This is a genomic window from Castellaniella defragrans 65Phen (assembly GCF_000612685.1).
Lineage (GTDB): Bacteria > Pseudomonadota > Gammaproteobacteria > Burkholderiales > Burkholderiaceae_B > Castellaniella > Castellaniella defragrans.
This window is the reverse complement of the sequence record NZ_HG916765.1, coordinates 1,145,158-1,171,071: the sequence shown is the minus strand read 5'-3', so window position 1 is coordinate 1,171,071 and position 25,914 is coordinate 1,145,158. Positions and strand designations below refer to the sequence as shown.

At 70.9% G+C, this 25,914-nt stretch carries 23 protein-coding genes and 1 pseudogene; 4 read left to right on the top strand and 20 right to left on the bottom strand.

What is annotated here, in order from left to right; translation table 11 throughout:
* Window positions 1-47 precede the first annotated feature (47 nt).
* From BN940_RS05215 to BN940_RS05160, 12 genes are all read right to left on the bottom strand, one after another.
* A complete protein-coding gene (locus tag BN940_RS05215) occupies window positions 48-1,535 on the bottom strand; it encodes a DegQ family serine endoprotease (protein WP_052355624.1) in 1,488 nt (495 codons plus the stop codon).
* 26 nt (window positions 1,536-1,561) lie between these two features.
* Window positions 1,562-2,551: a MucB/RseB C-terminal domain-containing protein gene (locus BN940_RS05210; protein ID WP_043680898.1), complete on the bottom strand. Its 990-nt coding sequence runs from the start codon at window positions 2,549-2,551 to the stop codon at window positions 1,562-1,564.
* A complete protein-coding gene (locus BN940_RS05205; protein WP_043680896.1) occupies window positions 2,551-3,057 on the bottom strand; it encodes a sigma-E factor negative regulatory protein in 507 nt (168 codons plus the stop codon). The genes BN940_RS05210 and BN940_RS05205 overlap by 1 nt, the downstream gene beginning before the upstream one ends.
* 9 nt (window positions 3,058-3,066) lie before the next feature.
* A complete protein-coding gene (gene rpoE / locus BN940_RS05200) occupies window positions 3,067-3,666 on the bottom strand; it encodes an RNA polymerase sigma factor RpoE (protein WP_043680893.1) in 600 nt (199 codons plus the stop codon).
* A 31-nt stretch (window positions 3,667-3,697) separates the two neighbouring features.
* Window positions 3,698-4,927, bottom strand: a complete 1,230-nt coding sequence (fabF, locus tag BN940_RS05195; protein ID WP_043680890.1) for a beta-ketoacyl-ACP synthase II — start codon at window positions 4,925-4,927, stop codon at window positions 3,698-3,700.
* Window positions 4,928-5,186: 259 nt separating this feature from the next.
* The gene (acpP, locus tag BN940_RS05190; RefSeq protein WP_043680887.1) at window positions 5,187-5,426 is read right to left on the bottom strand and encodes an acyl carrier protein; all 240 of its coding nucleotides are present in this window, start codon (window positions 5,424-5,426) and stop codon (window positions 5,187-5,189) included.
* A gap of 187 nt (window positions 5,427-5,613) precedes the next feature.
* On the bottom strand, window positions 5,614-6,354 hold the full coding sequence (fabG, locus tag BN940_RS05185) for a 3-oxoacyl-ACP reductase FabG (protein ID WP_043680885.1): 741 nt from the start codon (window positions 6,352-6,354) through the stop codon (window positions 5,614-5,616).
* 1 nt (window position 6,355) lies between these two features.
* On the bottom strand, window positions 6,356-7,288 hold the full coding sequence (gene fabD / locus BN940_RS05180) for an ACP S-malonyltransferase (protein ID WP_043685940.1): 933 nt from the start codon (window positions 7,286-7,288) through the stop codon (window positions 6,356-6,358).
* 24 nt (window positions 7,289-7,312) lie between these two features.
* A complete protein-coding gene (locus BN940_RS05175) occupies window positions 7,313-8,287 on the bottom strand; it encodes a beta-ketoacyl-ACP synthase III (protein ID WP_043680882.1) in 975 nt (324 codons plus the stop codon).
* Between the two features lie 21 nt (window positions 8,288-8,308).
* A complete protein-coding gene (plsX, locus tag BN940_RS05170) occupies window positions 8,309-9,367 on the bottom strand; it encodes a phosphate acyltransferase PlsX (RefSeq protein WP_043680879.1) in 1,059 nt (352 codons plus the stop codon).
* A 31-nt stretch (window positions 9,368-9,398) separates the two neighbouring features.
* On the bottom strand, window positions 9,399-9,581 hold the full coding sequence (gene rpmF / locus BN940_RS05165) for a 50S ribosomal protein L32 (protein ID WP_043680877.1): 183 nt from the start codon (window positions 9,579-9,581) through the stop codon (window positions 9,399-9,401).
* 65 nt (window positions 9,582-9,646) lie between these two features.
* A complete protein-coding gene (locus tag BN940_RS05160; RefSeq protein WP_052355623.1) occupies window positions 9,647-10,096 on the bottom strand; it encodes a YceD family protein in 450 nt (149 codons plus the stop codon).
* Window positions 10,097-10,302: 206 nt separating this feature from the next.
* Here BN940_RS05160 and BN940_RS05155 point away from each other — a divergent pair, with 206 nt between their 5' ends.
* Both BN940_RS05155 and BN940_RS05150 read left to right on the top strand, forming a co-directional pair.
* Complete coding sequence (locus BN940_RS05155) at window positions 10,303-10,911, top strand: Maf family nucleotide pyrophosphatase (RefSeq protein WP_043680874.1); 609 nt, start codon at window positions 10,303-10,305, stop codon at window positions 10,909-10,911.
* Window positions 10,905-11,615, top strand: coding sequence for an SAM-dependent methyltransferase (locus tag BN940_RS05150; protein ID WP_148304889.1), 711 nt, complete (start codon window positions 10,905-10,907; stop codon window positions 11,613-11,615). The genes BN940_RS05155 and BN940_RS05150 overlap by 7 nt, the downstream gene beginning before the upstream one ends.
* A gap of 170 nt (window positions 11,616-11,785) precedes the next feature.
* Here the strand turns inward: BN940_RS05150 and BN940_RS05145 are convergent, their stop codons facing one another.
* The 4 genes from BN940_RS05145 to BN940_RS05130 form a co-directional block, all read right to left on the bottom strand.
* Window positions 11,786-12,457: a protein-methionine-sulfoxide reductase heme-binding subunit MsrQ gene (locus BN940_RS05145; RefSeq protein WP_043680863.1), complete on the bottom strand. Its 672-nt coding sequence runs from the start codon at window positions 12,455-12,457 to the stop codon at window positions 11,786-11,788.
* Complete coding sequence (gene msrP, locus BN940_RS05140) at window positions 12,457-13,431, bottom strand: protein-methionine-sulfoxide reductase catalytic subunit MsrP (RefSeq protein ID WP_043685935.1); 975 nt, start codon at window positions 13,429-13,431, stop codon at window positions 12,457-12,459. The genes BN940_RS05145 and msrP overlap by 1 nt, the downstream gene beginning before the upstream one ends.
* A 124-nt stretch (window positions 13,432-13,555) precedes the next feature.
* A complete protein-coding gene (locus tag BN940_RS05135; RefSeq protein WP_084330523.1) occupies window positions 13,556-14,272 on the bottom strand; it encodes an HAD-IA family hydrolase in 717 nt (238 codons plus the stop codon).
* A complete protein-coding gene (locus BN940_RS05130) occupies window positions 14,269-15,243 on the bottom strand; it encodes an RluA family pseudouridine synthase (RefSeq protein ID WP_043680861.1) in 975 nt (324 codons plus the stop codon). Before BN940_RS05130 ends, BN940_RS05135 begins: the two co-directional genes overlap by 4 nt.
* Before the next feature lie 469 nt (window positions 15,244-15,712).
* On the opposite strand from BN940_RS05130, the gene BN940_RS05125 reads away from it, so the two are divergent.
* Both BN940_RS05125 and BN940_RS05120 read left to right on the top strand, forming a co-directional pair.
* Window positions 15,713-18,874, top strand: coding sequence for an Rne/Rng family ribonuclease (locus tag BN940_RS05125; RefSeq protein ID WP_043680858.1), 3,162 nt, complete (start codon window positions 15,713-15,715; stop codon window positions 18,872-18,874).
* A 129-nt stretch (window positions 18,875-19,003) separates the two neighbouring features.
* Window positions 19,004-20,404, top strand: coding sequence for an MFS transporter (locus BN940_RS05120; protein WP_043680854.1), 1,401 nt, complete (start codon window positions 19,004-19,006; stop codon window positions 20,402-20,404).
* 93 nt (window positions 20,405-20,497) lie between these two features.
* Here BN940_RS05120 and accD read toward each other — a convergent pair whose 3' ends face one another.
* From accD to BN940_RS05100, 4 genes and pseudogenes are all read right to left on the bottom strand, one after another.
* Window positions 20,498-21,376, bottom strand: a complete 879-nt coding sequence (gene accD, locus BN940_RS05115) for an acetyl-CoA carboxylase, carboxyltransferase subunit beta (RefSeq protein ID WP_043680851.1) — start codon at window positions 21,374-21,376, stop codon at window positions 20,498-20,500.
* Window positions 21,377-21,382: 6 nt separating this feature from the next.
* The gene (gene trpA, locus BN940_RS05110; protein WP_043680848.1) at window positions 21,383-22,213 is read right to left on the bottom strand and encodes a tryptophan synthase subunit alpha; all 831 of its coding nucleotides are present in this window, start codon (window positions 22,211-22,213) and stop codon (window positions 21,383-21,385) included.
* A 79-nt stretch (window positions 22,214-22,292) separates the two neighbouring features.
* Window positions 22,293-23,492 carry a tryptophan synthase subunit beta gene (gene trpB / locus BN940_RS05105; RefSeq protein ID WP_043680845.1) on the bottom strand — a complete coding sequence of 400 codons (1,200 nt, stop codon included), beginning with the start codon at window positions 23,490-23,492 and terminating at the stop codon, window positions 22,293-22,295.
* A gap of 143 nt (window positions 23,493-23,635) precedes the next feature.
* Window positions 23,636-25,830 (bottom strand): annotated as a pseudogene (locus tag BN940_RS05100) (RelA/SpoT family protein).
* Between the last annotated feature and the right edge of the window lie 84 nt (window positions 25,831-25,914).

Genomic DNA, 25,914 nt, shown 5'->3' with positions numbered 1-25,914 from the left:
TCCCCTTCTCGTTCAGGCCGTATTTTAGCTTTTTCCCGCAGGGGGCATCATTGCGGCTTGATGATCACCCACTGCGACTGCTGATCGCGGCTGACCAGCAGCACGGCCGGGCGGGATTTGTCCAGGTCCTTGACGATCTGGGCGTACTGCTTCGGGCTGGTGATGTCGGCGTCGTTGATCCGCAGGATCACGTCGCCCGGCTCGATCCCGGCCTCCGCGGCCGCGCCTTCGGCCTGGTCCACCACCACGCCCTGCTCGCCGGTGTCGGGCGGCAGCGCCTTGACCGTCAGGCCCAGGCGGTCCGCCCCGGTGCCGGAGGACGGCGCCTCGCCGTTCTGGGCCGCGGCGGCCTTGTCGTCGAGCTCGGCGACGGTGGCCTTCAATTCCAGCGACTTGCCCTTGCGCCAGACCTGGACCGTGGCGGTGGTGCCCGGACGGGTCGCCCCCACCAGGCGCGGCAGGTCGGTCATGTGCTTGATGGCCTGGCCGTTGAAGGCCGTGATCACGTCGCCCGGATGCACGCCCGCCTTGGCGGCCGGGCCGCCGGCCTCGACGCTGCTGACCAGGGCGCCCTGGCCCTTGTCCAGCCCCAGGGCCTTGGCGACCTCGTCCTGGACCTCGGTGATCTGCACGCCGATGCGCCCGCGCGTGACCTTGCCGTGGGCCTTGAGCTGCTCGACCACGCGCATGACCTCGTCAATGGGGATGGCCAGGGAAATGCCCATGAAGCCGCCGCTGCGCGAGACGATCTGGGAATTGATGCCGACCACCTGGCCCTGCAGATTGATCAGCGGGCCGCCGGAATTGCCCGGATTGACGGCCACGTCGGTCTGGATGAACGGCAGGTAGTCGCCCGTGTCGCGGTTGATCGCGCTGACGATGCCGGCGGTGACGGTCGAATCCAGTCCGAAGGGCGAGCCGATCGCCAGCACCCACTGGCCCTTGCGCAGCTTGTCCGAGTCGCCGATGGGCAGCGGCTTGAGGCCGGACGCCTCGATCTTGATCAGGGCGATGTCGGTGCGCGCGTCGGTGCCGATGACCTTGGCCTTGTATTCCTTGCCGTCGGTCATGGTGACGAAGATGCCGTTGGAATTGTCCACGACGTGGTTGTTCGTGAGGATGTAGCCGTCGGCCGAGATCACGAAGCCCGAGCCGATGCCGCGCGGCACCGTGCGCTCGCCCTCGGAGGGCGCGGGCTGCTGCCGCTGCCGGCCGCGCGGACCCTGCGGGTTCGGCTGGCCGAAGCCGGGCGGCATGAAGTCCGGGCCGAAGAACCAGCGGAACAGTTCCGAGGGATCGCCGTCTCCGGGCATCATGGGCGAGCGGCGCACCGGCACGGCCTCGGTGGTGCGGATGTTGACCACCGAGGCTTCGGTGGCCTCGACCACCTGGGTGAAATCGGGCAGCGCCGCGCTGGGCGCGGCCACCGGCTGCGCCTGGGCGGCGCCGATGGGCAGGGCGGCCGCCAGCGCCAGGCTGAGGGCGGCGCCCGCCGCCGCGCGCGCCACGGCGGAATACGGCAGATGAAAAGCCATGGAATTCTCCTTCGAGGATGAGGGGATCAGTGGGCGGCCTGGGGCAGGTACTGCACGGCGTGCGCCAGGTCATGCACGGTCTGTGCGGGCACCTCGCCGACCGCGGTCAGCCAGTAGGAGGCCAGCCGCATGCGGTAGATGCTGATCGCGCCCTGTCGCAGGCCGCCCTGTCTGATGCTTTGATCGCGTTTCGGATCAAAGGTTTCAATGAAGATCGAAATCGCCGCCAGTCCGTCGGACAGCACGAGCTGGTCCACCGCGTGACCGGCCCCCATCTGACGCGTCAGTTCGGCGATGGGCTGGAATCCGGCGGGCGGCGCGAAGCGCCAGCCCTGGGCGGCGAGATTGGCCGGCCGGCTGGTTTCGGTGCGCAGGCGCCAGTCGCGCGTGTTCCAGCGCGAGGCGAGCGCGCCGGCTGGGATGTCGGCGCCGAAATGGATGCTGCTGAAGGCCACCTGGTCCACCAGGCGGCCCTCGGCATCCAGCGTCTGGCTCTTGAGCAGCAGGTGGTTCTGCAGGTCGGTGCAGAGGCGGTAGCTGTAGCGCAGGGCGTCGCGCGCGCGCAGTTCGGACACGGCGCATTCGCGCCCGGCCACGCGGTAGGTGCGCCCCAGCGGCGTCCATTCGTAGTGCCGCGGGACGGCCTCGCCCTCGCCCAGCAGCAGCGCCGGGAAATGGTCGCTGTGCGCGGGCCGCATGACGATCAGCCGGTGCTCCGGCAGCAGGCATTGTTCCATGCCGTTCTGCCGCAGGCATTCCTGCGGCGAGCCGTCCAGGACTTCCTGGCGCTCCCGTTCGCCGGTGCCGTCCACCTGGTGCACCAGGTGCGTGGCCTGCAGCATGCGGCCCTGCTGGTAGACGGTGACGCCGGCGTAGTCCAGGGTGCGGGCGGCGGCCTGGACCTGGCGCAGGAAGGCCAGCGGATCGGCCTCGGCCGCGCCGACGGCGGCGGCCCACGACAGGGCCAGCCCCAGGCACAGCCCCGCCCGGCGTCCGGCCCGCGCCCAGCCCGGCATCAGCGCGCCCCCATCCCGTCGTAGGACACCTGGCGCACCGCGCCGGCGCCCGCCATCGACTGGTGCGCGGCCATGTAGTCGGCCAGCCCCGGATCGGCGGCCTCGGGCTCGTCGGCCTGCGCCACGACCGGCGCGGCGGCGGGCGGCGCGTCCGACGCGAAGAAGAAGGGACGGGCCATCCAGACGACGGAGGCCACGGCCGCGGCCACCGCCAGCCCCGACAGGCCGTTGCGCACCAGGTGGCGCCGCGCCAGCGGCGAGGGTGCGACGATCGGCGGTTCGGCCTCGATGGCGGCCGACACGCGCACGTAGAAGCGCTCGGACGGGCGGATCGCCAGGTCCGGGCTGCGCATGACGTCGCCGATCAGGTGGTAGGTGTCCCAGAGCTGGCGCCCGTAGGGCGTGTCCAGCTCCTCGGCACGGAGGTCGGCCTCGCCGTCCACCCAGGAGGACACGGAGGCCTCCCAGGCGCGTTCGGTCGCGGCGGAATCGGGTTTGGCGTTCATGACGGCTCCTTACCAGCGGCGCTCGGAATCGCGTTCCATGACCGGCCGCAGGCGGGCCGCGATGGCTTCGCGGGCGCGGTAGATGCGCGAACGGACGGTGCCGATGGGGCATTGCATGGTGCTGGCGATCTCTTCATAACTCATCCCTTCGATTTCCCGCAGCACGATCGCAAGACGCAGATCGTCCGGCAGTGCGTCGATGGCCTCGTTGACGGCCTGGGCGACCTGCCGGCTGGCCATCAGCGATTCTGGGGTACTGTGATCGCTTAGGCCATCGATCTGGTCAAAAGTTTCACCGTCCTCGTTTTCCAGGGGCGTCACGGTGGCGGGCCGGCGGAAGCTGGCCGCCTGCCAGTTGCGGGCGGTGTTCAGGGCGATGCGGTAGAGCCAGGTGTAGAAGGCGCTGTCGCCGCGGAACTGCGGCAGCGCGCGGTAGGCCTTGATGAAGGCCTCCTGGGCGACGTCCTCGATTTCGGCCGGGTCGTGGATCATGCGCGACAGCAGCCGCATGATCTTGCGCTGGTACTTGATGACCAGCAGATCGAAGGCGTGGCGCTCGCCGCGCCTGACGCGCTCGACCAGCGCGAGATCGACCTCGCGCTCGGTCATGCGATCCCCCGGGTGCCGCGCGGGCGCGCGATCAGAGGCGCCCCACCAGCATCGAGCCGTTGGTGCCGCCAAAACCGAAGGAATTGGACAGCGCCACGTCGATCTTCATGTCGCGCGCCTCGTTGGCGCAATAGTCCAGGTCGCATTCGGGATCCTGGTTGAACAGATTGATGGTCGGGGGCGAGATCTGGTGGTGCACCGCCAGGGTCGTGAAGACGGCCTCGATGCCGCCCGCCGCGCCCAGCAGGTGCCCGGTCATGGACTTGGTGGAATTCACCACCAGCTTGTACGCATGGTCGCCGAACGCGAGCTTGAGCGCCGCCGTTTCGTTCTTGTCGCCCAGCGGGGTGGAGGTGCCGTGGGCGTTCACGTAGCTGATCTGCTCGGGGCTGACGCCGCTGTTGCGCAGCGCGTGCAGGATGCCCCGGCGCGGACCGTCCTGGTCCGGGCTGGTGATGTGGTGCGCGTCGGAACTCATGCCGAAGCCGAGGAATTCGGCGTAGATGCGGGCGCCGCGGCGGCGCGCGTGCTCGTATTCTTCCAGCACCAGCGCGCCGGCGCCTTCGCCCAGGACGAAGCCGTCGCGGTCGCGGTCCCAGGGCCGCGAAGCCGTCTCGGGATCGTCGTTGCGGGTGGACAGCGCGCGCATGGCGGCGAAGCCGCCCATGCCCAGGGGGGACACCGAGCTTTCGGCGCCGCCCGCCACCATGACGTCGGCGTCGCCGTATTCGATCAGGCGCGCGGCATCGCCGATGCAGTGCAGGCCGGTGGTGCAGGCCGAGACCACGGCGTAGCTGGGGCCCTTCAGGCCCAGCATGATGGAGAGCTGGCCCGAGATCAGGTTGATCAGCGAGGCCGGCACGAAGAACGGCGAGATGCGCCGCGCGCCGCGCTGCAGGTATTCGATCTGGGTTTCCTCGATGCGCGGCAGCCCGCCGATGCCCGAGCCGATGATGGTGCCGGCGCGGTCGGCGTCTTCCGTGGCGATGTCCATCCCCGAATCGCGCCAGGCCTGGATGCCGGCCGCCACGCCGTAATGGATGAAGGTATCCATCTGCTTGGCTTCCTTGGCGCCCATGTAGTCGGTGACGTTGAAGCCCTTGACCTCGCCCGCGATCTGGCTGTTGAGCACCGAGGCGTCGAAACGCGTCACCCGGCCGATGCCCGAACGCCCGTGGATGAGGTTGTCCCATGCGGTCTGGACATCGTTGCCCACGGGCGAGACGATGCCCAATCCGGTTATGACGACACGTCGTTTCACTGACTCGGCTCCTGATGCTAGAACGAAGAATGAAAATGAAAAAGGACTCCGCGGACCGGATCGGCCCGCCGCCCCGCCGGGGGGCGTTTTCGTCCCGGCATGGCCGCGGGACGAAAAAGGCGGTCCGCGGCGGGCCGGATGGGACGGGCTGTTTCAGCCCGCCGATGGCGCCCGCCGCGAACCGCCCCGGCAGCCTGTCCGGCTCGGTGCGTCAGGCCGTCGAGCCCTGGCGCGGCAAGCCGCAGCAGGGTGGTGATGATTATTGCTTGCTGTGCGAGGTGATGTAGTCGACCGCCTGCTGGACCGTCGTGATCTTCTCGGCTTCCTCGTCGGGAATCTCGGTTTCAAATTCGTCTTCGAGGGCCATCACGAGCTCGACCATATCGAGCGAATCGGCACCGAGGTCGTCAAGGAAGGAAGATTCGTTCTTGATCTCGGCTTCGTTGACGCCGAGTTGCTCAGCGACGATCTTCTTGACGCGCTGTTCGATGCTTTCCATGCATATCTCCAGTTGAGAAAAATCCCGCGAATTATAGCCAAATGAGACCGACGGGGCTGCGGGTTTGTGTCAAAAAAACAGCCCCCGCCGCCGGACGGCTTCCATTCCGGAAGCGCGGTCGCGCCGGGGCCTGCCTGCTGAGGTTGAACGGATTTTACCTTAGACGGGCCGGCTCCGTTCCGAATGCCTACATGTACATACCACCATTGACGTGGAGCGTCGTCCCTGTTACGTAGCCCGCCTGGGGACTGGCCAGGTAGGCGACCGCGTGGGCGACTTCCGCCGCCGAACCGAGCCGGCCCAGGGGGATCTGGCCCAGGATCGCGGCGGTCTGGGTTTCGTTCAGCGCGCGCGTCATGTCGGTGTCGATGAAGCCCGGGGCCACGCAGTTGACCGTGATGCCGCGGCTGCCGAGCTCCATCGCCAGGGAACGCGACAGGCCCGCCACGCCGGCCTTGGCGGCGGCGTAGTTGACCTGGCCCGGGTTGCCGCTGTAGCCCACCACCGAGGTGATGTTGACGATGCGGCCCCAGCGGGCCTTCATCATGGTCTTGGCCACGCCGCGCGACAGGCGGAACACGGCCGACAGGTTGGTGTTCAGCACGGCGGCCCAGTCCTCGTCCTTCATGCGCAGGATGAGGCCGTCGCGGGTGATCCCGGCGTTGTTGACCAGGATGTGCGGCCCGCCTTCGGCGGCCAGTTCGGCCAGCAGCGCGTCGCAGGCCGCCGCGTCGTTGACTTCGAGCACCGCGCCGCGCCCGCCCTGGGGCGCCAGGGCTTCGGTGATGGCCTGGGCGCCGGCCTCGGACGTCGCCGTCCCCACGACCGTGGCGCCCGCGGCCGCCAGTTCCAGGGCGATGGCGCGGCCGATGCCGCGCGATGCGCCCGTCACGAGGGCGATCTTGCCCGTCAGTACAGGTTCCGACATGTCAGCCTCCCAGAGCTTCCAGCGTCTGTTGCAGGGACGCCGGATCGGTGATGTTGAACGTGTTGATTTCGCGGTCGATGCGCTTGACCAGGCCCGCCAGGACCTTGCCCGGCCCGCATTCGACGACGTGGGTGACGCCGTCGCACTTCATGGCCTGGATGGTCTCGACCCAGCGGACCGGGTGCCAGGCCTGGCGCACCAGCGCGTCGCGGATGGCGTCCGGCTCGGCCGGGCGGGCGACATCGACGTTGTTGATCAGGGGGATGGCCGGGGACGCCAGGGCCACGCCGGCCAGCGTCCGGCCGAGCACGGCGGCGGCCGGCTCCAGCAGGCGCGAATGGAAGGGCGCTGACACCGGCAGGGCCACGGCGCGCTTGGCGCCGGCGGCGCGCGCGCGCTCGCAGGCGCGCTCGACCGCCGCCGTGTGGCCGGCGATCACGACCTGGGCCGGGGCGTTGTAGTTGACGGCCTCGACGACCTGGCCTTCCGCGGCCTGGGCGCAGGCCTGGCGCACGGCCTCGTCGTCCAGCCCCAGGATGGCGGCCATGGCGCCCTCGCCCACCGGCACGGCGGACTGCATGGCCTCGGCGCGCACGCGCACGGTGCGCACCGCGTCGGCCAGGTCCAGCGCGCCGGCCGCCACCAGGGCGGAATACTCGCCCAGGCTGTGGCCGGCCACCAGGGCGGGGGCGGCGCCGCCCGCCTGGCGCCAGGCGCGGTACATCGCGACGGAGCACAGCAGCATGGCGGGCTGGGTGTGGACGGTGAGGTTCAGGGTCTCGGCGGGACCGTGGGCGATCAGGCCGGAGAGGTCCTCGCCCAGCGCTTCGTCGCCGGCCCGCAGCGTGGCCTGGACGCCGGCGTCCCCGGCCCAGGCGTCCATCATGCCGACGGCCTGCGAGCCCTGGCCGGGAAATACGAATGCGATCTTCATCATGCGGTCTTCAGGATGTGGTCTTCAGATTTTCACGAGGACGGAGCCCCAGGTGAAGCCGCCGCCCACCCCTTGCAGCAGCACGGTCTGGCCGGGACGGATGCGGCCGTCGCGCCAGGCGACGTCCAGCGCCAGCGGCACGCTGGCCGCCGAGGTGTTGGCATGGCGGTCCAGGGTGACGATGAGCTTTTCTTCGGGCAGGCCGAGCTTGCGGCCGATGAAATTCAGGATGCGGATGTTGGCCTGGTGCGGCACCATCCAGTCGAGTTCGGAGACGTCGATGCCGGCGTCGTCGCAGACCTCGCGCGCCGAGCGCGTCAGGGAATTGACGGCCAGCTTGAACACCGCCTGGCCGTCCATGCGCAGGAAGGGATCGCCCGTGACCTGCCCGCCCGCGACGCTGCCGGCGGCGCACAGGATGTGCTGCTGGCGCCCGTCGGCGTTCAGCCGCGCGGCCAGGATGCCGGGCTCGTCGGCGGCGCTGAGCACCACGGCCCCGGCCCCGTCGCCGAACAGCACGCAGGTGCGGCGGTCGTTCCAGTCGAGGATGCCGGAGAAGACCTCGGCGCCGATCACCAGGGCGTGGCGCGCGCGGCCGGCCCGCACGAAGGCGTCCGCGGTGGCCAGGGCGTAGACGAAGCCGCTGCACACGGCCTGGACGTCGAAGGCGGCGGCGCCGCCCACGCCCAGATTGGCCTGCACCAGGCAGGCGGTGCTGGGAAAGATGAAGTCCGGCGTGGAGGTGGCGACGATGATCAGGTCGAGCTGCTCGGCCGTCAGGCCGGCGTTGTCCAGCGCCGCGCGCGCGGCCGCCGTGGCCAGGGTGCTGGTCTTGGTGCCCGGATCGGCGATGTGGCGCTGGCGGATGCCGGTGCGCTCGGTGATCCAGGCATCGGAAGTCTCGATGCCGCGCGTGGCCAGGTCGGCGGCCAGATCATCGTTGCTGACGACGCGTGGGGGCAGATAGCCGCCCGTTCCTGTGATCCTGGCGTAAGGCATATCGATTCCGGAAAAAGAGGACTAGGCCGTCGGGGCCGATTCGCCGGCCGCGGAGGACGGCGTGCGGCCGCGCAGGGCGTCGAGGCGCTGGATGGTGCCTTCGAGGAGGCCGTTGAGCACGGCCTCGCGGGCGCGCTGCAGCGCCTGGCCGTAGGCATAGGCGTCGGCCGAGCCGTGGCTCTTGATGACGATGCCGCGCAGGCCCAGCAGGGCCGCCCCATTGTAGCGGCGATTGTCCACGCGGGCGCGGAAGCGCTGCAGGACGGGGGTGGCGACCAGGCCCGCCGCCATGGTGAAGGGGTTGCGGCGGAATTCCTCGCGCATCATGGCGCCGATCATGCGCGCCAGGCCCTCGATGGACTTCAGGACCACGTTGCCGACGAAGCCGTCGCAGACGACCACGTCCACCGTGCCCTTGAAGATGTCGTCGCCCTCGACGTTGCCGTAGAAGTTCAGGCCGCTGCCGCGCAGCAGGTCGGCCGCCTGCTTGACGACCTCGTTGCCCTTGATGAGTTCTTCGCCGATGTTCAGCAGGCCGACGGAGGGCTGCGCGCGGCGGTCCACGGCGGACACCAGCGCGGCCCCCATGAGGCCGAACTGCAGCAGGTGCTCGGCCGTGCAGTCCACGTTGGCCCCCAGGTCCAGCACCGTGGTGGAGCCGCCCTGCTGGTTGGGCAGCGCGGTGGCGATGGCCGGACGGTCGATGCCGTCCAGCGTCTTGAGCACGTAGCGGGAGATCGCCATCCAGGCGCCGGTGTTGCCGGCCGACACGGCGGCGTCGGCGCGGCCGTCCTTCACGGCCTGGGCCGCCACCCGCATCGAGGAATCCTTCTTGCGGCGCAGGGCGACTTCCACCGAATCGTGCATGGTGACGACTTCGGAGGCGTGCAGGATCTCGAACTGGCCGGCGGACGCCGCGTTCTGCTGCAGGACCTGACGGATCAGGGCCTCGTCGCCGACCAGCAGGCACCGGGTATCGGGATGCAACTGGGCGAAGGCCATCGCCGCCGGCACGGTGACCGGCAGGCCATGGTCACCGCCCATGCAATCGATGGCGATGATCGGATGGGAATGGGACATCGGCGCGGGGAAAGACCGGTGCGCGGATGACTTATTCGTCGTTCTTGGTCTTCAGGACCTTGCGGCCGCGATAGATGCCGTTCGGGCTGATGTGGTGACGCAGGTGCAGTTCACCGGTGGTCGGCTCGATGGCCGTGGCGGGAGCCGTGAGAAAATCGTGCGAGCGGTGCATGCCGCGCTTGGACGGGCTCTTTTTGTTTTGCTGGACAGCCATGATGACTCCTGTGATCGGGGCCGCTCATTTTAAGGTAAGCACGAGCCCGTGTGTTGAACGAAAATTCAGTCTTTCCCGAGCCGTTCCAGGACCGCGAACGGCGAAGGCCGGCGGGGCGGCTCCGCCGCGTCCCCGTCCCCCGGACACACGTCGTGGCGGGGGGCGTAGGGCAGCGCCAGGATCAGTTCGTCTTCGACCAGGCCCGGGACATCCAGGCGCTGCCCGGCGACGAGATATTCGATCTCGGGGCCCTGGCCTTCGGCTTCGAGCGCATCCATGGCATCCAGCTGCGCCTGGGTTTCCACCAGGCCCAGCGTGCTGGACACCCGCAGCGTCAGGCTGAAGGCTTCCAGGCAACGCTGGCAGACGACCCGCACCGGCCCTTCGGCCTCGACATCCAGCCAGGACCGTCCGGTCGGCGCATCGAACCGCCCGCGCACGCGCCAGCGGATGTCGCCGTCCTGCTGCCCGGGCAGGTCCTGGCACAGGCGCGCGAACTGGCCCGTTCGCGTCACACCCTCCAGGCTCCGTCCGGCCCGCGCAAAACCGGCCATATCACCGCTCGCATCGATGACCATGGAAATTGGTACTCGGGAAAACTCTAGATGATACCTGATCATGGGGGGCAGGGTCAATGTTTCTGTGTGTTCCTGTGCATGCTGCTTCCGTACGCGCTCAATCCTGTGCACGCTAAACTGACGGACTTCACCAGGATTTCCCCATGCCGCTCATACTGGCTTCCAGCTCGCCCTACCGCCGCGCCCTGCTGCGGCGGCTGAACCTGCCTTTTTCCGTCCGGTCGCCGGACATCGACGAAAGCCCGCGCCCGGGCGAATCGCCGCTCGACCTGTCGCTGCGCCTGGCGCGCGAAAAGGCCGCCGCGATCGCCGCGCGCCACCCCGGCGCCCTGGTGATCGGCTCGGACCAGGTCGCCGTGTTCCAGGGCGAACCCATCGGCAAGCCGGGCTCCTTCGAGGCCGCCCGCGACCAGCTGCGCCGCTTCGGCGGCCGCGACGTCCTGTTCCATACCGCCCTGTGCGTCACTGACGGGCGGCGCCACCTGCTGGAGCAGGTGCCGACCGAATGCCGCTTCCTGGCCCTGGACGACGCCCGGATCGAACACTACCTGCGCGTCGAGCAGCCCTTCGACACGGCCGGCAGCGCCAAGGCCGAGCAATTGGGCGTCGCGCTGATGGAGCGGATGCGCAGCGACGACCCCACCGCCCTGATCGGCCTGCCCCTGATCGCGCTGTGCCGCATGCTGCGGGCCTTCGGCCTGGAACCCCTCGCCTCCCATCCTGAGACCCAGCCTTATTCACCCCGATCATGACCACCCTGCACCTGATCCCCGTCGGCCTGGGCCAGGCGGACCCGGAACGCTGGCTGCCCCGCGCCGCCCGCGAGATCGCCGCCACGCTGCGCTGCTTCATCGCCGAGAACGCGAAATCGGCGCGCGCCTTCCTCAAGCAGATCGAGACCGCCGTCCCGCTGCAGGACATCACCATCCACACCCTGAAGCCGGACACGCGGGCGGAGGAAATCCGCGCCTGGCTGGCCGCCGTGCCCGCCGGCCAGGACCTCGGCCTGGTCTCGGAGGCCGGCTGCCCGGCCGTCGCGGACCCCGGTGCGCTGGTGGTCGCCCAGGCGCATGCCGCCGGCATCCGCGTCGTGCCCTGGACCGGGCCCTCGTCCATCATGCTGGGCCTGATGGCCAGCGGCCTGCAGGGCCAGCGCTTCGCCTTCCACGGCTACGCGCCGGTCAAGGCGCACGAGCGCGACGCCCAGCTGCGCGCCTGGGAATCGGCGTCCCACAAGCAGCGGCAGACCCAGATCCTGATCGAGACCCCCTACCGCAACGCCGCGCTGTTCGAGGCGCTGCTGCGCACCCTGCGCGACACGACGCGGCTGTGCGTCGCCAGCGCGCTGACCTGCGACGACGAGGCCATCGCCACGCGCACCATCGCCCAGTGGCGCAAGGCCGGGCCGCCGGACTTCGAGCGCAAGCCGACGCTGTTCCTGTACCTGGCGGAGTAAAGGGCCCCCACGCTGCGCAGCCTTTGGCTGCTTGCTATCCACCGCGCGGCTTGCAAGCCGCTTGGATTCGCCAGGCATCGGTCAGTCCGCAGGGACTGACCGATGACCGGGCTCATCCCCCCGAGGGGGCGCGTTTTGCCTTGGGGCGGCCCGGCGGCAAAACAGGCCGATTACCGCGCCGCGCGCCGGCCGCGCCACCACCCCGGCAGGCGCGCGGCCAGCAGCAGCGCCAGGACCGCCGCGTACAGGCGCGGTTCCAGGAAATCGTTCTTGCCCGCCCGCATCCAGTCAAAATGCAGCGCCGAGAGGATCGCGGCCGGGTAGACCAGCATGTGCAGGCGCTTCCAGCCGCGCCCCAGGCGCCGCATCCAGCCCTGCGTGGAGGTCGCCGCCAGCGGGATCAGGCACAGTACGGCCAGCGCGCCCACGCCGATGAAGTCGCGCGCCCAGAGGTCCGTCCACATCGAGGCCGGCGCTCCGCCCCGGTCCCAGACCGCCCAGGCGAGGACGTGCAGCGCGGTATAGAAGAAGGCGTACAGGCCCAGCTTGCGCCGGTGGCGCAGCAGGCCGGACCAGCCCAGGCGGCGCGCCGGCGTCACGGCCAGGGTGGCCCACAGCAGCGCCAGCGCCCAGAGGCCGGAGGAACGGGTGAGGAATTCCTGCGGATTGGCGCCCAGGCCCCCGGCCAGACCCAGCGCGATCCAGCGCAGCAGGGGAAACAGGCCGCAGGCATGGACGCAGGCGCCCAGCACCCGGCCGCCGCCCGGCCGCGGCCGGCGCGCGGCGGCAGCCGGGGCCGAGGCCGAAGCCGCGGGACGGGCCCCATCCGCGCGCGCGCCCATCAGAAGTTGCGCGCCAGGTCCATGCCCGCGTACAGCCCGGCCACCGCCTCGGCATAGCCGTTGAAGGGCTGGGTGGGCAGGCGCGGCGCGAAGAAGCCGGCGCCGATGCGGCGTTCGGTCGCCTGGCTCCAGCGGGGATGCGGCACCGCCGGGTTCACGTTGGCGTAGAAGCCGTATTCCCGGGGCGCGGCGCGCATCCAGCTGGTGACCGGCGGCTGCGCCTGCAGGCGGATGCCGACCAGCGACTTGGCCGACTTGAAGCCGTATTTCCAGGGCACGACCAGCCGCAGGGGCGCGCCGTTCTGCGGCGGCAGGGCGCGGCCGTAGACGCCGAAGGCGAGCAGCGCCAGCGGATGCATGGCCTCGTCCATGCGCAGGCCTTCGACGTAGGGCCAGTCCAGGATGCCGGCCGACACGCCCGGCATGGCCTCGGGCTGCAGGGCCGTGGTGAACACCACGTAGCGGGCGTCGGCCGTCGGCTCCACGTGGCGCAGCAGATGGAACAGCGAATAGCCGGTCCAGGGGATCACCATGGACCAGGCCTCGACGCAGCGCAGCCGGTAGACGCGCTCTTCCAGGGGCGCCAGCCGGCGCAGCGCGTCCAGGTCCAGGGTCAGGGGCTTGCGCACGGCGCCGTCGATCCGCACCGTCCAGGGCTCCAGCCGCATCCGCCCCGCGTATTCGGCCGGATCGCCCTTGCCGGTGCCGAATTCGTAGAAATTGTTGTAGGTGGTGATGTCGCGCCAGACGTTGGGCGGCTCGTCGGTGGACCAGCGGGCCGCGCGCGGGGCCGGCAGCGCGGGGCCCTCCGCCCCGTCGGCGGGGCCGGCCGCCCGGGCCAGGCCACCGCCCGCGCCCAGCGCCAGCGTGCCCAGGGCCGCCTGCCGCAGCCATCGCCGCCGCGACCGCCAGACGGGCTCGGGCGTGATTTCGGAGGGCCGGATGCCGATTTCCCAGGGTGCACGCATGATGATCCACCGGTCGGAAGACAATCCAGTTTAGGCCTCAATCGTGCGGAAAGGTTCCCCGCCCGCCGGCGGATTGCCTTCCAGCCTGAACGCCCCGTTTCGGATGCATGGGCTTGCCATGCGCCGAAAATCAGCCCGCGCGCGCCCGGATCCAGGCCTGCATGTCGGGCACCGTGGCGGCCAGCGCCGTCGGCCGGGCGGACTCCAGCAGGGACGGCGCATGCGCGCCGTAGGCGACCGCCAGGCTGTCCACCCCGGCCGCCTGCGCCATCAGCACGTCGTGGGTGGTGTCGCCCACCATCAGCACCGTCTCCGGCGCCAGGTCCAGCTCGGCCAGCAGCTGCAGCAGCATGTCCGGATCCGGCTTGCCGCGCGCCTCGTCGACGGTGCGCGTGGCGTGGAACAGATCGTGCAGCCCCAGGCGCTCGATCGACTCGTCCAGGCCGCGGCGGCTCTTGCCCGTGGCCACGCCCAGCACCGCCCCGCCCGCGCTCAGTTCGCGCAGCAGCCGCGCCTGGCCCTCGAACAGCCGCATTTCGTGCTGCAGCGCCATGAAGTGCGCGCGGTAGCGGCCGACGAAGGCGTCCACGCGGTCGGCGCCCAGTTCCGGCACCAGGCGGTACAGGGCCGCCTGCAGCGACAGCCCGATGACCCAGCCGGCTTCCTCGCGGGACGGCTCGCGCAGCCCCAGGTCGCGGCAGGCGCCCAGCAGCGCGCCGACGATGTGATGGGTGGAGTCCAGCAGCGTGCCGTCCCAGTCGAAGATCACGGCGCGATACTGCTTGACCGGCGCGTCGAGGCCCGGAACCGGTGCCGGGGGAATCGCCGTCGGGTCGGGGGCGTTCATGGGCGGGCATGCTCCAGTTGGTCCAGCAGCGCCCGGCAGGCGGGCGGCAGCGGGGATTCAAAGACGAGGGGTTCGCCGGAGACCGGATGGGGGATCTCCAGCCGGTGCGCATGCAGGAACATGCGCCGGAAGCCCTGGGCGGCCAGGGCGGCGCGCACGGCGTCCGGGCCGTATTTCTCGTCGCCGGCGATCGGGTGCCCCTGCGCGGCCAGGTGCACCCGGATCTGGTGGGTGCGCCCGGTGCGCAGTTCGGCCCCCACCAGGGAATAGCGCCCGGCGTAGCGGCGCTGCAGGGTGACGATGGTGTGGGCGGGCTTGCCCAGGGCGTCGACGCGCACCCGGCGCTCGCCGTCCGGCGTCAGGTATTTGAGCAGCGGCAGGCGGATGTGCTGGCGGTCGTTGACCCAGTCGCCCACGACCAGCGCCAGGTAGTGCTTGCGCCCCCGGCTCTCGCGCATCATGTCGTGCAGGGCCACCAGGGCCTTGCGGCTGCGCGCCACCATCAGCACACCGGAGGTTTCCCGGTCCAGGCGGTGCGCCAGTTCCAGCAGGCGCTCGGCGGGGCGCGCGGCGCGCAGCTGCTCGATCACCCCGAAGGACACGCCGCTGCCGCCGTGCACGGCCACCCCGGCGGGCTTGTCGATCACCAGCAGGTGGGCGTCCTCGTACAGCACCGGGAAGTCGGCCGGCGGCACCGGCGCGGCGGCGCCCGGCGCGGGCAGGCGCAGCGGCGGGATGCGCACCGAATCGCCGCTGGCCAGGCGGACGTCGGCCCGGCTGCGGCCCTTATTGACCCGGACCTGGCCGTCGCGGATGGCCTTGTAGACGTGGCTCTTGGGCACGCCCTTGCAGACCCGCAGCAGGAAATTGTCCAGCCGCTGCCCCTCGTGCTCGGTTCCGACCACCACGAGGCGGACGGCCGGCGGCGGGGCGGGCGGATCAACTATTTTGCGCATAGGGAAAAGCGGCATATAATCGCAACAGCCCATAGAGGCTGGAAACCGCCGGGCGTAGAGACGCAATGGATGCATCTCCGTCGGGCAGCAGGGACCCCATTGTACTGCCTCACTTCCAGCCTCCAGGTCCTTGGTCGCCGGCTCCGTCCCGGTTCCCTCCCCCGCGCGCTGCCGCCGGGCGCTGGAATCGACGTCAGGCCGCGTGCGACGCCGCAGATTCTGCTCGCTCTTCCGCACCGGATGCGGCCCCATGGCCGGCGTCCGCCGTTCCCAGCAATCAATTTCGTCAACCACGTATCGTGCCCTTGACCTCCCTGCTGACAGAACCCCGCGCCCCCCGGCGCACCGTGCCCCCTCCCCAGGAGACCGGCGCGGCCTGACCTCGTCAGCGCACCGATCCCCTCGCAGACTGCCGCATCGCACACCGAGTGACCCGTGGCCGTGCGCCGAATCCGGCGCGCCCTGACTACGGAGAAACACACTCATGAAACGCATGCTGTTCAATGCGACGCACCAAGAAGAATTACGCGTCGCGATTGTCGATGGCCAGAAACTGATCGACCTGGACATCGAGACCGCCGGGCGCGAGCAGCGCAAGGGCAACATCTACAAGGGCGTCATCACCCGCATCGAGCCGGGACTGGAAGCCTGCTTCGTCAACTACGGGGAAGACCGCCACGGCTTCCTGCCCTTCAAGGAAGTCGCGCGCAGCTACTTCAAGGAAGGCGTGGACGTGCGCAGCGCCCGCATCCAGGACGCCCTGGCCGAAGGCCAGGAACTCATCATCCAGGTCGAAAAGGAAGAGCGCGGCAACAAGGGCGCGGCCCTCACCACCTTCATCTCCCTGGCCGGCCGCTACCTGGTGCTGATGCCCAACAATCCGCGCGGCGGCGGCGTGTCGCGCCGGGTCGAGGGCGAAGACCGCCAGGAACTGCGCGACACCATGGACCAGCTGGAAATCCCGGCCGGCATGAGCATGATCGCCCGCACCGCCGGCATCGGCCGCGGCGTCGAGGAACTGCAGTGGGACCTGAACTACCTGCTGCAGCTCTGGACCGCCATCGACGCCGCCGCCCGCGAAAACAAGGCGCCGATCCTGATCTACCTGGAATCCAGCTTGGTCATCCGCGCCATCCGCGACTACTTCTCGCCTGAAATCGGCGAAATCCTGATCGATACGGACGACATTCACGATCAGGCGACCGCCTTCATGAGCGTGGTCATGCCCGACAACGTCAACCGCGTGAAACGCTACCGCGACGACGTGCCCCTGTTCTCCCGCTTCCAGATCGAACACCAGATCGAGACCGCCTACTCGCGCACGGTCACCCTGCCCTCGGGCGGCGCCATCGTGATCGACCACACCGAGGCCCTGGTGGCGGTGGACGTCAACTCCGCGCGCTCCACGCGCGGCGCCGACATCGAGGAAACCGCCCTGCGCACCAACCTGGAGGCCGCCGACGAAGTCGCCCGCCAGCTGCGCCTGCGCGACCTGGGCGGCCTGATCGTGATCGACTTCATCGACATGGAGGACAGCAAGAACCAGCGCTCCGTCGAACAGCGCCTGCGCGACGCCCTGCATTTCGACCGCGCCCGCGTGCAGATGGGCAAGATCTCGCGCTTCGGCCTGATGGAACTGTCCCGCCAGCGCCTGCGCCCGGCCCTGAACGAAGGCTCGCACGTCACCTGCCCGCGCTGTACCGGCACCGGCGTGATCCGCGACGCCGAATCCAGCGCCCTGCACGTGCTGCGCCTGCTCCAGGAAGAAGCCATGAAGGAAGGCACGGCCGCCCTGCACGCCCAGGTGCCGGTCGACGTCGCCACCTTCCTGCTCAACGAAAAGCGCCGCGACATCGGCCAGATCGAGTCCCGCCTGAAGGTCAATCTGGTCCTGATCCCGAACAAGTCCCTGGAAACCCCGCACCACCACATCGAGCGCCTGCGCCACGACGATCCGCGCCTGGACGAGAACAAGACCAGCTTCGAGCTCGCCCAGGAACCCGAGGACAAGCTCGTCTGGCAGCCGAACAAGGCCCAGGAAGCCAAGGCCCGGCCCGAGGCCCTGGTCAAGGGCATCCAGCCCGCCGAGCCGGCGCCGGCCCACGTGGAACGCGCGCCGCGCGCCGCCGAAATCCCCGCCCCCCTTCCCGCGCCCGCCGCCGCGGCGCCCGCCGCGCCGCAGGGCGGACTGCTCAAGCGCCTGTTCGGCTGGTTCACGGGCTCGGCCGCCGAAGCCGAAGCCCCCGCCGCCGAGCCGGCCGCGCCCGCTCCGTCGCGTGAATCCGGCGACGGCCGCCGGCGCGGCACCACCGGCCGCAATGGCGGCCGCCGCGGCGAACGCCGCACCGACGCGCCCCGCGGCGAACGCACCGGCCGCGGCGAGCGTGCCGAACGCGGTGAACGCACGGAACGCGGCGATCGCACGGAACGCGCCGAACGGCCGGAACGCGCCGAACGGCCGGAACGCGCCGAGCGCGCGGAACGTCCGGAAGGCCGGCCGGCCTCCCGCCGCGAACGCCCGGCCGCGGACGCCGCCGTGCCGGCCCAGGCCGACACCGCCGTCGTCGCCGAAGTCCAGGACGAGACCGCCGAACCGCGCCGCAGCCGCAGCCGGCGTGGCCGGGGCCGCGGCCGCACGGACGAAATGGCCGTGCAGGCGGGCGAAACGGCCGACCTCCAGGCCGACGAGCTGACCGCCCCGGCGGCCGACGCGCCGGCCGCCGTCCAGGCCCCCTCTGAAAACGCCTACGGCCTGCCGGATGCGCCGCGCAGCCTGCCTGAAGCCGAGGACGAGGATGCGCCGGTCGCCGGCCCGGCCGTGGACGCCGATGCCGACGGCGACCTGGACAGCCCGGACCCGGAACGCAAGCGCCGCCGCCGCCGCGGCCGCCGCGGCCGCCGCAACGGCGATGCCGCCGACCTGGCCGCCACCGAGGACGCCTCGGCCGATGGCGATGCGCCGACCATCGAAACACACGAGACGCCGCGCTTCGACCCCGAAGCGCTGACAGCCGAAGCCTCCGCCGCGCCGGCGTCGGCCGAAACCACGGCCGATGCCCCGCTTGCCCGGCCCGCGCCCACCGAGCCCGCCCGCACGCCGGTCGAGCCGGCCCAGGCCCAGGCCGAAGCCGCCGGCGAAGCACCCGCCCGGACCCCCGTGGCGCCCGTCCAGTCTCCCGTGGAAACTGCACCGGCGGCGGAACCCGCCCGCGTGGCCGAGGCCGCGCCTGCCGCCAAGCCGGTCGCCCAGGCCAAGCCTGTCGCCGAAGCCGAGCCCGCCACCCAGGCCGCGCCCGTCGTCGAAGCCGCTCCGGCGGCCGAGCCGGCCGCGCAAGACGCGGCCCAGGCCGAGGCGGACGAAGCCGCGGCCCAGGAAGCGCCCGCCGCCGTTCAGGCCGCGCCGGCAGCCGCGCCTGCGGCTCCGGCCCCGGCCCCGGCTTCGGTGGCCGCCGCGCCGGACGCGTCCCACCCGATCGCCCTGCCCTCGCTGGACGAGTCCCTGCAGGCCGCCGGCATGCAGATGGTCGAGACCCGCTCCACCGCGCCCTACGTGCCGCCCGCGCCGCCCAAGCCCCTGGGCCGCGCCCGCAAGCCGGCCGCGCGGACGCAGGACGAACCGCTGCAACAGGTGGAAACCTCGCACTGAGGCCACCCCGGGAAGGCGCCCCTCCCCCGAAAGGAGGGCGCCGCCTGCCTTGGAGCGGCCCGGCGGCACACCATGCCCGAAGCCCCGGCTTCGGGCATTTTTCATTCACGGGACCACGGGACACGCATCATGAGCGCACTCCAGGACGCGCGCCTGCGGCTGGCGATGTTCCTCGTCACCGGCGCCATGTTCATGGAGGTGCTGGACGGCAACATCATCGCCACCGCCCTGCCGGACATGAGCCGCTCCTTCGGCATCGACGCGGTCCGGCTGAACGTTGCCATCAGCGCCTACCTGCTGGCGCTGGGCGCCTTCATTCCGGTGAGCGGCTGGATGACCGACCGCTACGGGCCGCGCCGGGTGTTCGCCTGCGCCATCGCGGGCTTCACGCTGACCTCGCTGGGCTGCGGCCTGGTCGAAAACCTGCACGCTTTCGTCGTCCTGCGCGTGCTGCAGGGCGCCAGCGGCGCGCTGATGGTGCCCGTGGGCCGGCTGCTGGTGCTGCGCCATACGCCGCAGGAGCGCCGCATGGCGGCGATGTCCAACCTGGTCTGGCCGGCGCTGGTGGCGCCGGTGATCGCGCCGCCGCTGGGCGGCTTCATCGCCAGCCATCTCGACTGGCACTGGATCTTCTTCCTCAACGTGCCGCTGGGCATCCTGGGCTTCGTCCTGGCGCTCTGGCTGATCCCGCCGCTGGAACCGGCGCCGCGCCGGCCCTTCGACTGGACCGGCTTCGCCCTGTGCGGCCTGGGCATCTTCGCACTGCTCGGCGCGCTGGAACGGCTGGCGGCCACGATCGACCCGGCCGGCCTCGCCCTGCTGGCCGGCGGCGCCGTCCTGGCGGCGGCCGCGCTGCGGCACCTGCGCCGCGCGGCCGCGCCGATGCTGAGCCTGGCCCCCCTGCGCATCGCCACGTTCCGGGTGGTGGCGATCGGCGGCTCGGTCACGCGGATGGCGATCGGCAGCCTGCCCTTCCTGCTGCCGCTCATGTTCCAGCTCGGCTTCGGCATGAACGCCTTCGAGGCGGGCCTGTTGCTGCTGGTGGTCTTCGCCGGCAACCTGGGGATGAAGGCGGTGACCACGCCCATCCTGCGCCGTTTCGGCTACCGCCCGGTGATGCTGTGGAACGGGCTGCTGGCGGCGGCCAGCCTGGCCGCCTGCGCGCTGCTGACGCCGTCCATGCCGCTGCCGCTGCTGCTGCCCATCCTGTTCGTCCACGGCATGGCCCGCTCGATGCAGTTCACCTGCCTGGGGACGCTTGCCTTCGCCGACGTGCCCGAGGCGCGCATGGCCGATGCCAACGGGCTGTTCAACGTCGTCTCGCAGCTCGGCATGGCCGCGGGCATCACCCTGGGCGCCCTGGCGGTACGCCTGGGCGAGGCGCTGGCCGGCGCGCTGGACATCGCCGGACAGGCATTTCCCTATCGGGTCGCGTTCATGATCGCGGCCGGGATCGCCCTAGCCGGGCTGCTCGACACGGTGCGGCTGCCCAAGGGTGCCGGCGACCACTTCGTGGCGCGGCCCCGGTAGGGACCCGCGCCGGGGCCGGACGGCGGGATCCCGGCGCGCGCGCCGCGCCGCCAGGGGCCGTCAGGGGCGCCGCCGGGGCGGCCGCCCGCCGCCTCAGGCGGCCTTCACGACCTCGATGGGCTGGCGCGTGAACAGCGCCAGCAGGTGGGCCAGCTCGGCGCGCATCTCGCGGCGGTCGACCACGCGGTCGATGGCGCCCTTGCCCAGCAGGAATTCGGCGCGCTGGAAGCCTTCGGGCAGTTTTTCGCGCACGGTCTGCTCGATCACGCGCGGACCGGCGAAGCCGATCAGGGCATTGGGCTCGGCCAGCACCACGTCGCCCATGAAGGCGAAGGAGGCCGACACCCCGCCCATCGTCGGGTCGGTGAGGACGCTGATGAAGGGCAGGCCGGCCTCGGACAGCTGGTGCAGCATGGCGGTGGTCTTGGCCATCTGCATCAGCGAGAACAGGGATTCCTGCATGCGCGCGCCGCCCGAGGACGACACGCAGACGAAGGGCATCCGCCGCTCGATGGACGCCTGGACGCCGCGGGCGAAGCGCTCGCCCACCACCGAGCCCATCGAACCGCCCATGAAGGCGAACTCGAAGCACGCCAGCACCGTGGGCACCGAGAGCACCGTGCCGCTCACCACCACCATCGCCTCGGTCTCGCCGGTCTGCTTGACGGCCTCGGCCAGGCGCTCGGGGTACTTGCGCGAGTCCTTGAACTTCAGCGGGTCCATGGGGCGGGTCTGGGCGCCGATCTCCACGCGGCCTTCCGGGTCCAGCAGCGCGTCGATGCGCGCCCGGGCGCCGATGCGCATGTGGTGGCTGCACTTGGGGCAGACGTTCAGGGTGGCCTGCAGGTCTTCCTTGTAGAGGACGGATTCGCAGGAGGGACATTTGACCCACAGGCCCTCGGGCACGCGCTTGGAGGCCGAATCGCCGCTGCGGTTGATGCGCGGAGGGAGAATCTTTTCAAACCAGCTCATGGTCGGTCAACCTTCTTTCCGGATGGGTTCGATGGCCTGGCGCACCTGGGCCAGCCACTGGGCCGCCGCGCCGATGGCGGCCTGCGGGCCGTCGCGCAGGGACGCTTCCTCGATGATCTGTATGAGCTTGCTGCCGATCACCACGGCGTCGGCGTGCCGCGCCACGCGCGCGGCGCTGTCGGCGTCGCGGATGCCGAAGCCCACGCCCACGGGGATGCTCACGTGGCGGCGGATTTCCGCCAGATGGCGCGCCACGTCGTTGGTGTCCAGGTGGCCGGCGCCGGTCACGCCCTTGAGCGAGACGTAATAGACATAGCCGCGCGCCAGCCGGGCGACTTCGCGGATGCGCGACTCGGCCGAGGTCGGCGCCAGCAGGTAGATGGGATCCAGGCCGGCCCGCCCCAGCAGGGCGGCGAATCCGGCGGATTCCTCGGGCGTGTAGTCCACCGTCAGTACGCCATCCACGCCCGCCTCGGCGGCGCGCCGCACGAAGGCCTCCTGGCCCATGCATTCGATCGGGTTGGCATAGCCCATCAGCACGACCGGCGTTTCAGCGTCCTGGCGGCGGAATTCGGCGACGATGTCCAGCACCGCGCCCAGGCTGACGCCCGCGGCGATGGCGCGTTCGCCGGCCTGCTGGATCACCGGGCCGTCGGCCATGGGATCGGAAAACGGCACGCCCAGCTCGATCACGTCGGCGCCGGCCGCCGCCAGCGCGTGCATCAGCGCCGGCGTGGACGCCACCAGGGGATCGCCCGCCGTGACGTACGGGATCAGGGCCGCCCGCCCCGCCAGGGAGGCGAAACGGGTCGCCAGACGGGCATTTGAAGAAGTCATGGATGTTCCTAAAGCGGTTCCTAAACCTTGGTTCCCAAACCTTTGGAGCCCTTTGGAGCCTTCAAGGCCCGCGGAGCCTTCAAAGCGTGATGCCGCTGTATTCGGCCACGGTGTGCATGTCCTTGTCGCCCCGGCCGGACAGATTGACCAGGATGATCCGGTCGCGCGACAGGGTGGGGGCGAGCTTCACCGCCTGGGCGATGGCGTGCGAGGATTCCAGGGCCGGCATGATGCCTTCGATGCGGCAGCAGTCGTGGAAGGCGGCCAGGGCTTCCTGGTCGGTGACGCCGACGTACTGCGCACGTCCGCTGTCGTGCAGCCAGGCGTGTTCCGGCCCGACGCCGGGGTAGTCCAGGCCGGCGGACACGGAATGGGTCTCGGTGATCTGGCCGTGCTCGTCCTGCAGCAGGTAGGTGCGGTTGCCGTGCAGCACGCCGACCACGCCGCGGTTCAGCGAGGCCGCGTGGCGGCCCGAATCCAGGCCCTCGCCGGCGGCCTCGACGCCGATCAGCCGGACGGATTCGTCCTCGATGTAGGGGTGGAAGATGCCGATGGCGTTGGATCCGCCGCCCACGGCGGCGATCACGTAGTCGGGCTGGCGGCCCGCGTCGCGCGGCATCTGCTCGCGGCACTCGCGGCCGATGATGGTCTGGAAGTCGCGCACCATCCGGGGATAGGGATCGGGGCCGGCCACGGTGCCGATGATGTAGAAGGTGTCCTCCACGTTGGTGACCCAGTCGCGCATGGCCTCGTTCAGGGCGTCCTTCAGGGTGCGCGAGCCGGATTCCACGGGCACCACGCGGGCGCCCAGCAGCTTCATGCGGTAGACGTTCGACGCCTGGCGGCGGACGTCCTCGCTGCCCATGTAGACCACGCATTCCATGCCGTAGCGCGCCGCCACGGTGGCCGTGGCCACCCCGTGCTGGCCCGCCCCGGTCTCGGCGATCACGCGCGGCTTGCCCATGCGCCTGGCGAGCAGGGCCTGGCCGATGCAGTTGTTGACCTTGTGGGCGCCGGTGTGGTTCAGGTCTTCGCGCTTGAACCAGATCTGCGCGCCGCCGAGCTGCTCGGACCAGCGCCGGGCGTGGTAGACCGGGCTGGGCCGGCCGACGAAGTGTTCCAGCTCGTAGGCGAATTCGCGCTGGAATTCGGGGTCGTCGCGGTAGCGCGCATACGCCTCGCGCAGCGCGTCCAGGGCGTGCACCAGCGTTTCGGCGACGAACGAACCGCCGAACTTCCCGAAATGCCCCTGGGCATCCGGCAGATGATAGGGTTTCAAGTCCAGTCTCGCATCAAAGGCGCCGCCGGGGATCTCCGGGCGGGCACGGGCCAAACGGCCATTTTAGCAGCCCCGTCCGGCCCGGTGCCTCCGGCCGCCCGCCCCGGCCCGGGGGAGTCCGCGCCACCCGCCGGGCGGCCCGCTCACTGCCGCGCGGCCTGGACCCCGGGCAGTTCGTTGACGGCGGCCAGCGCCTGGCGGATCTGCTCGCCGTCGCGGACTTCGACGGTGAACACCATGTGCGCCAGCGAACGGCGGCTGTGGGTCGTGACGCGCACCACCCGCAGCCGCAGGCGCGCGAAGACCTCGGACAGGTCGCGCAGCAGGTTGGGCCGGTCCTGGGCGTGGATGCCGAGATCCACGGGATACATGGCCTGGCCGGTCTGGCCCCAGGCGACCTCGATGCAGCGTTCCGGGTGGCGCTGCGCCAGGACCGCCCAGGAGGGGCAGTCGCGGCGGTGGATCGACACCCCCGGCCGCGCGTGACGAAGCCTTCGATGGCGTCGGGCGGCACGGGCCGGCAGCAGCGCGCCAGCTGGGTCATCAGGGAATCGACCCCCACCACCAGCACCCCGCTCTTGCCCGTGCGGGCGACGCTGCCGGCGTCGCTGGCGTAGACGCGCGCCTCGTCGGGCTGCTCGCGGGCCGGCTCGGGCTCGCGCAGCACGTGGTCGATCTGCCGCAGACTGAATTCTTCCTTGGCCGCCGCGACGTACAGGTCGTCGGCGCGGGCGAAGCCCAGCTGCTGGGCCAGGTGTTCCTGGTTGACGGCGGTGCGGCCCAGGCGCTGCAGTTCCTTTTCAACCAGGGCCTGGCCCTGGGCGATGCGCTGCTGCAGCTCGACCGCGTTGAACCAGGCCCGGACCTTGGCGCGCGCGCGCGGGCTGGCCAGGTAGCCCAGCTGCGGATTGAGCCAGTCGCGCGAGGGGCCGCCGGACTTGGCGGCGATGATTTCCACCGTCTGGCCCGTGCGCAGGGGCGTGGACAGCGGCACGATCTGGCCGTCGACCCGGGCGCCCCGGCAGCGGTGGCCCAGGTCGGTGTGCAGCAGATAGGCGAAGTCCACCGGCGTGGAGCCGGCGGGCAGCTCCAGCACGCGCGCCTGGGGCGTCATGACATAGATGCGCTCGTCGGGCCGCGCGCCGGGCGCGGGCGCCGCGCCGCCCTCTTCGCGCCAGGCCAGCAGCTGGCGCATCCAGGCGATCTTCTGGTCGTATTCCCCCGCGGCCGACACCTGGCCGCCCCGGGCGCCGGCTTCCTTGTAGCGCCAGTGGGCCGCCATCCCGTATTCGGCGAAATGATGCATGTCGCGCGTGCGGATCTGGATCTCGAAGGCCCGGCCCTCGGCGTCGGCCACCACGGTGTGCAGGGAGCGGTAGCCGTTGGGCTTGGGGCGGGCGATGTAGTCGTCGAATTCCTCGGGCACCGGCGTCCACAGCGCATGCACCAGGGCCAGCGCGGCGTAGCAGGCGCGCTCGTCCTCGACGATGACGCGCAAGGCGCGCAGGTCGAAGAGCTGGCGGAATTCCAGGTGCTTGATGCGCATCTTGTTCCAGATGCTGTAGATGTGCTTGGGCCGGCCGCTGAGTTCGGCCCGGATGCCGGCTTCGGCCAGCGCCGCCCGCAGGCGCGCCATCACGTCCTCGATGAAGGCCTCGCGCTCGGCGCGTTTTTCCTCCAGCTGGCGGGCGATGGCCTTGTAGGTGTCCGGCTGCAGGAAGCGGAAGGACAGGTCCTCCATTTCCCATTTCAGCTGCCAGATCCCCAGGCGGTTGGCCAGCGGCGTGTACAGCGCCATGGTCTCGCGCGCGAATTCCGCCGGGCAGGGCGTGCGGCTGGCGGCATGCCAGCGCAGCGACTGCAGGCGCGAGGCGAGCCGCATCAGCACGATGCGCAGGTCCGCCGCCATGGCCAGCAGCATCTTGCGCTGCATTTCCTTCTGGTCGGTGCCGGACACGTCGCCGGCCCGGCCCGCGACGGCGCCCAGGCGCAGCAGGGCGCGCACGCCCTGGACCAGGGAGGTGATCTCGGGGCCGAAGGCCTTGCGCAGCGGATCGGCGCGCGACAGTTCGCCCGCCGGCACCGGCTGCACCGCCAGCAGGGCGGCCGCGCGGGTGGCCGCATCCGAATCCAGGTCGCGCAGGATCAGGACCACGGCGGCGGCGTGCGCGTCCAGGGCCTCGCCCGTGCTGGCCTGCGCGCCGCGCAGGGGCTCGCGCACCCAGTCGGCCGCCTGGCGCAGCACCGCCGCGTCCGCGTCGTCCAGCCCGCCGCGGGCGGCCTGGAACCACTCGGGGCCGAAAGGATCTGCGGAAACGGATTGCGGGGAGACACTCATGACGCCGGACCAAGGGACAACGGAGCCTTCCAACCAGGCCTCCGGACTCTGAGCCTCTATACTACTTGAGTGAGTCCGGCCCCG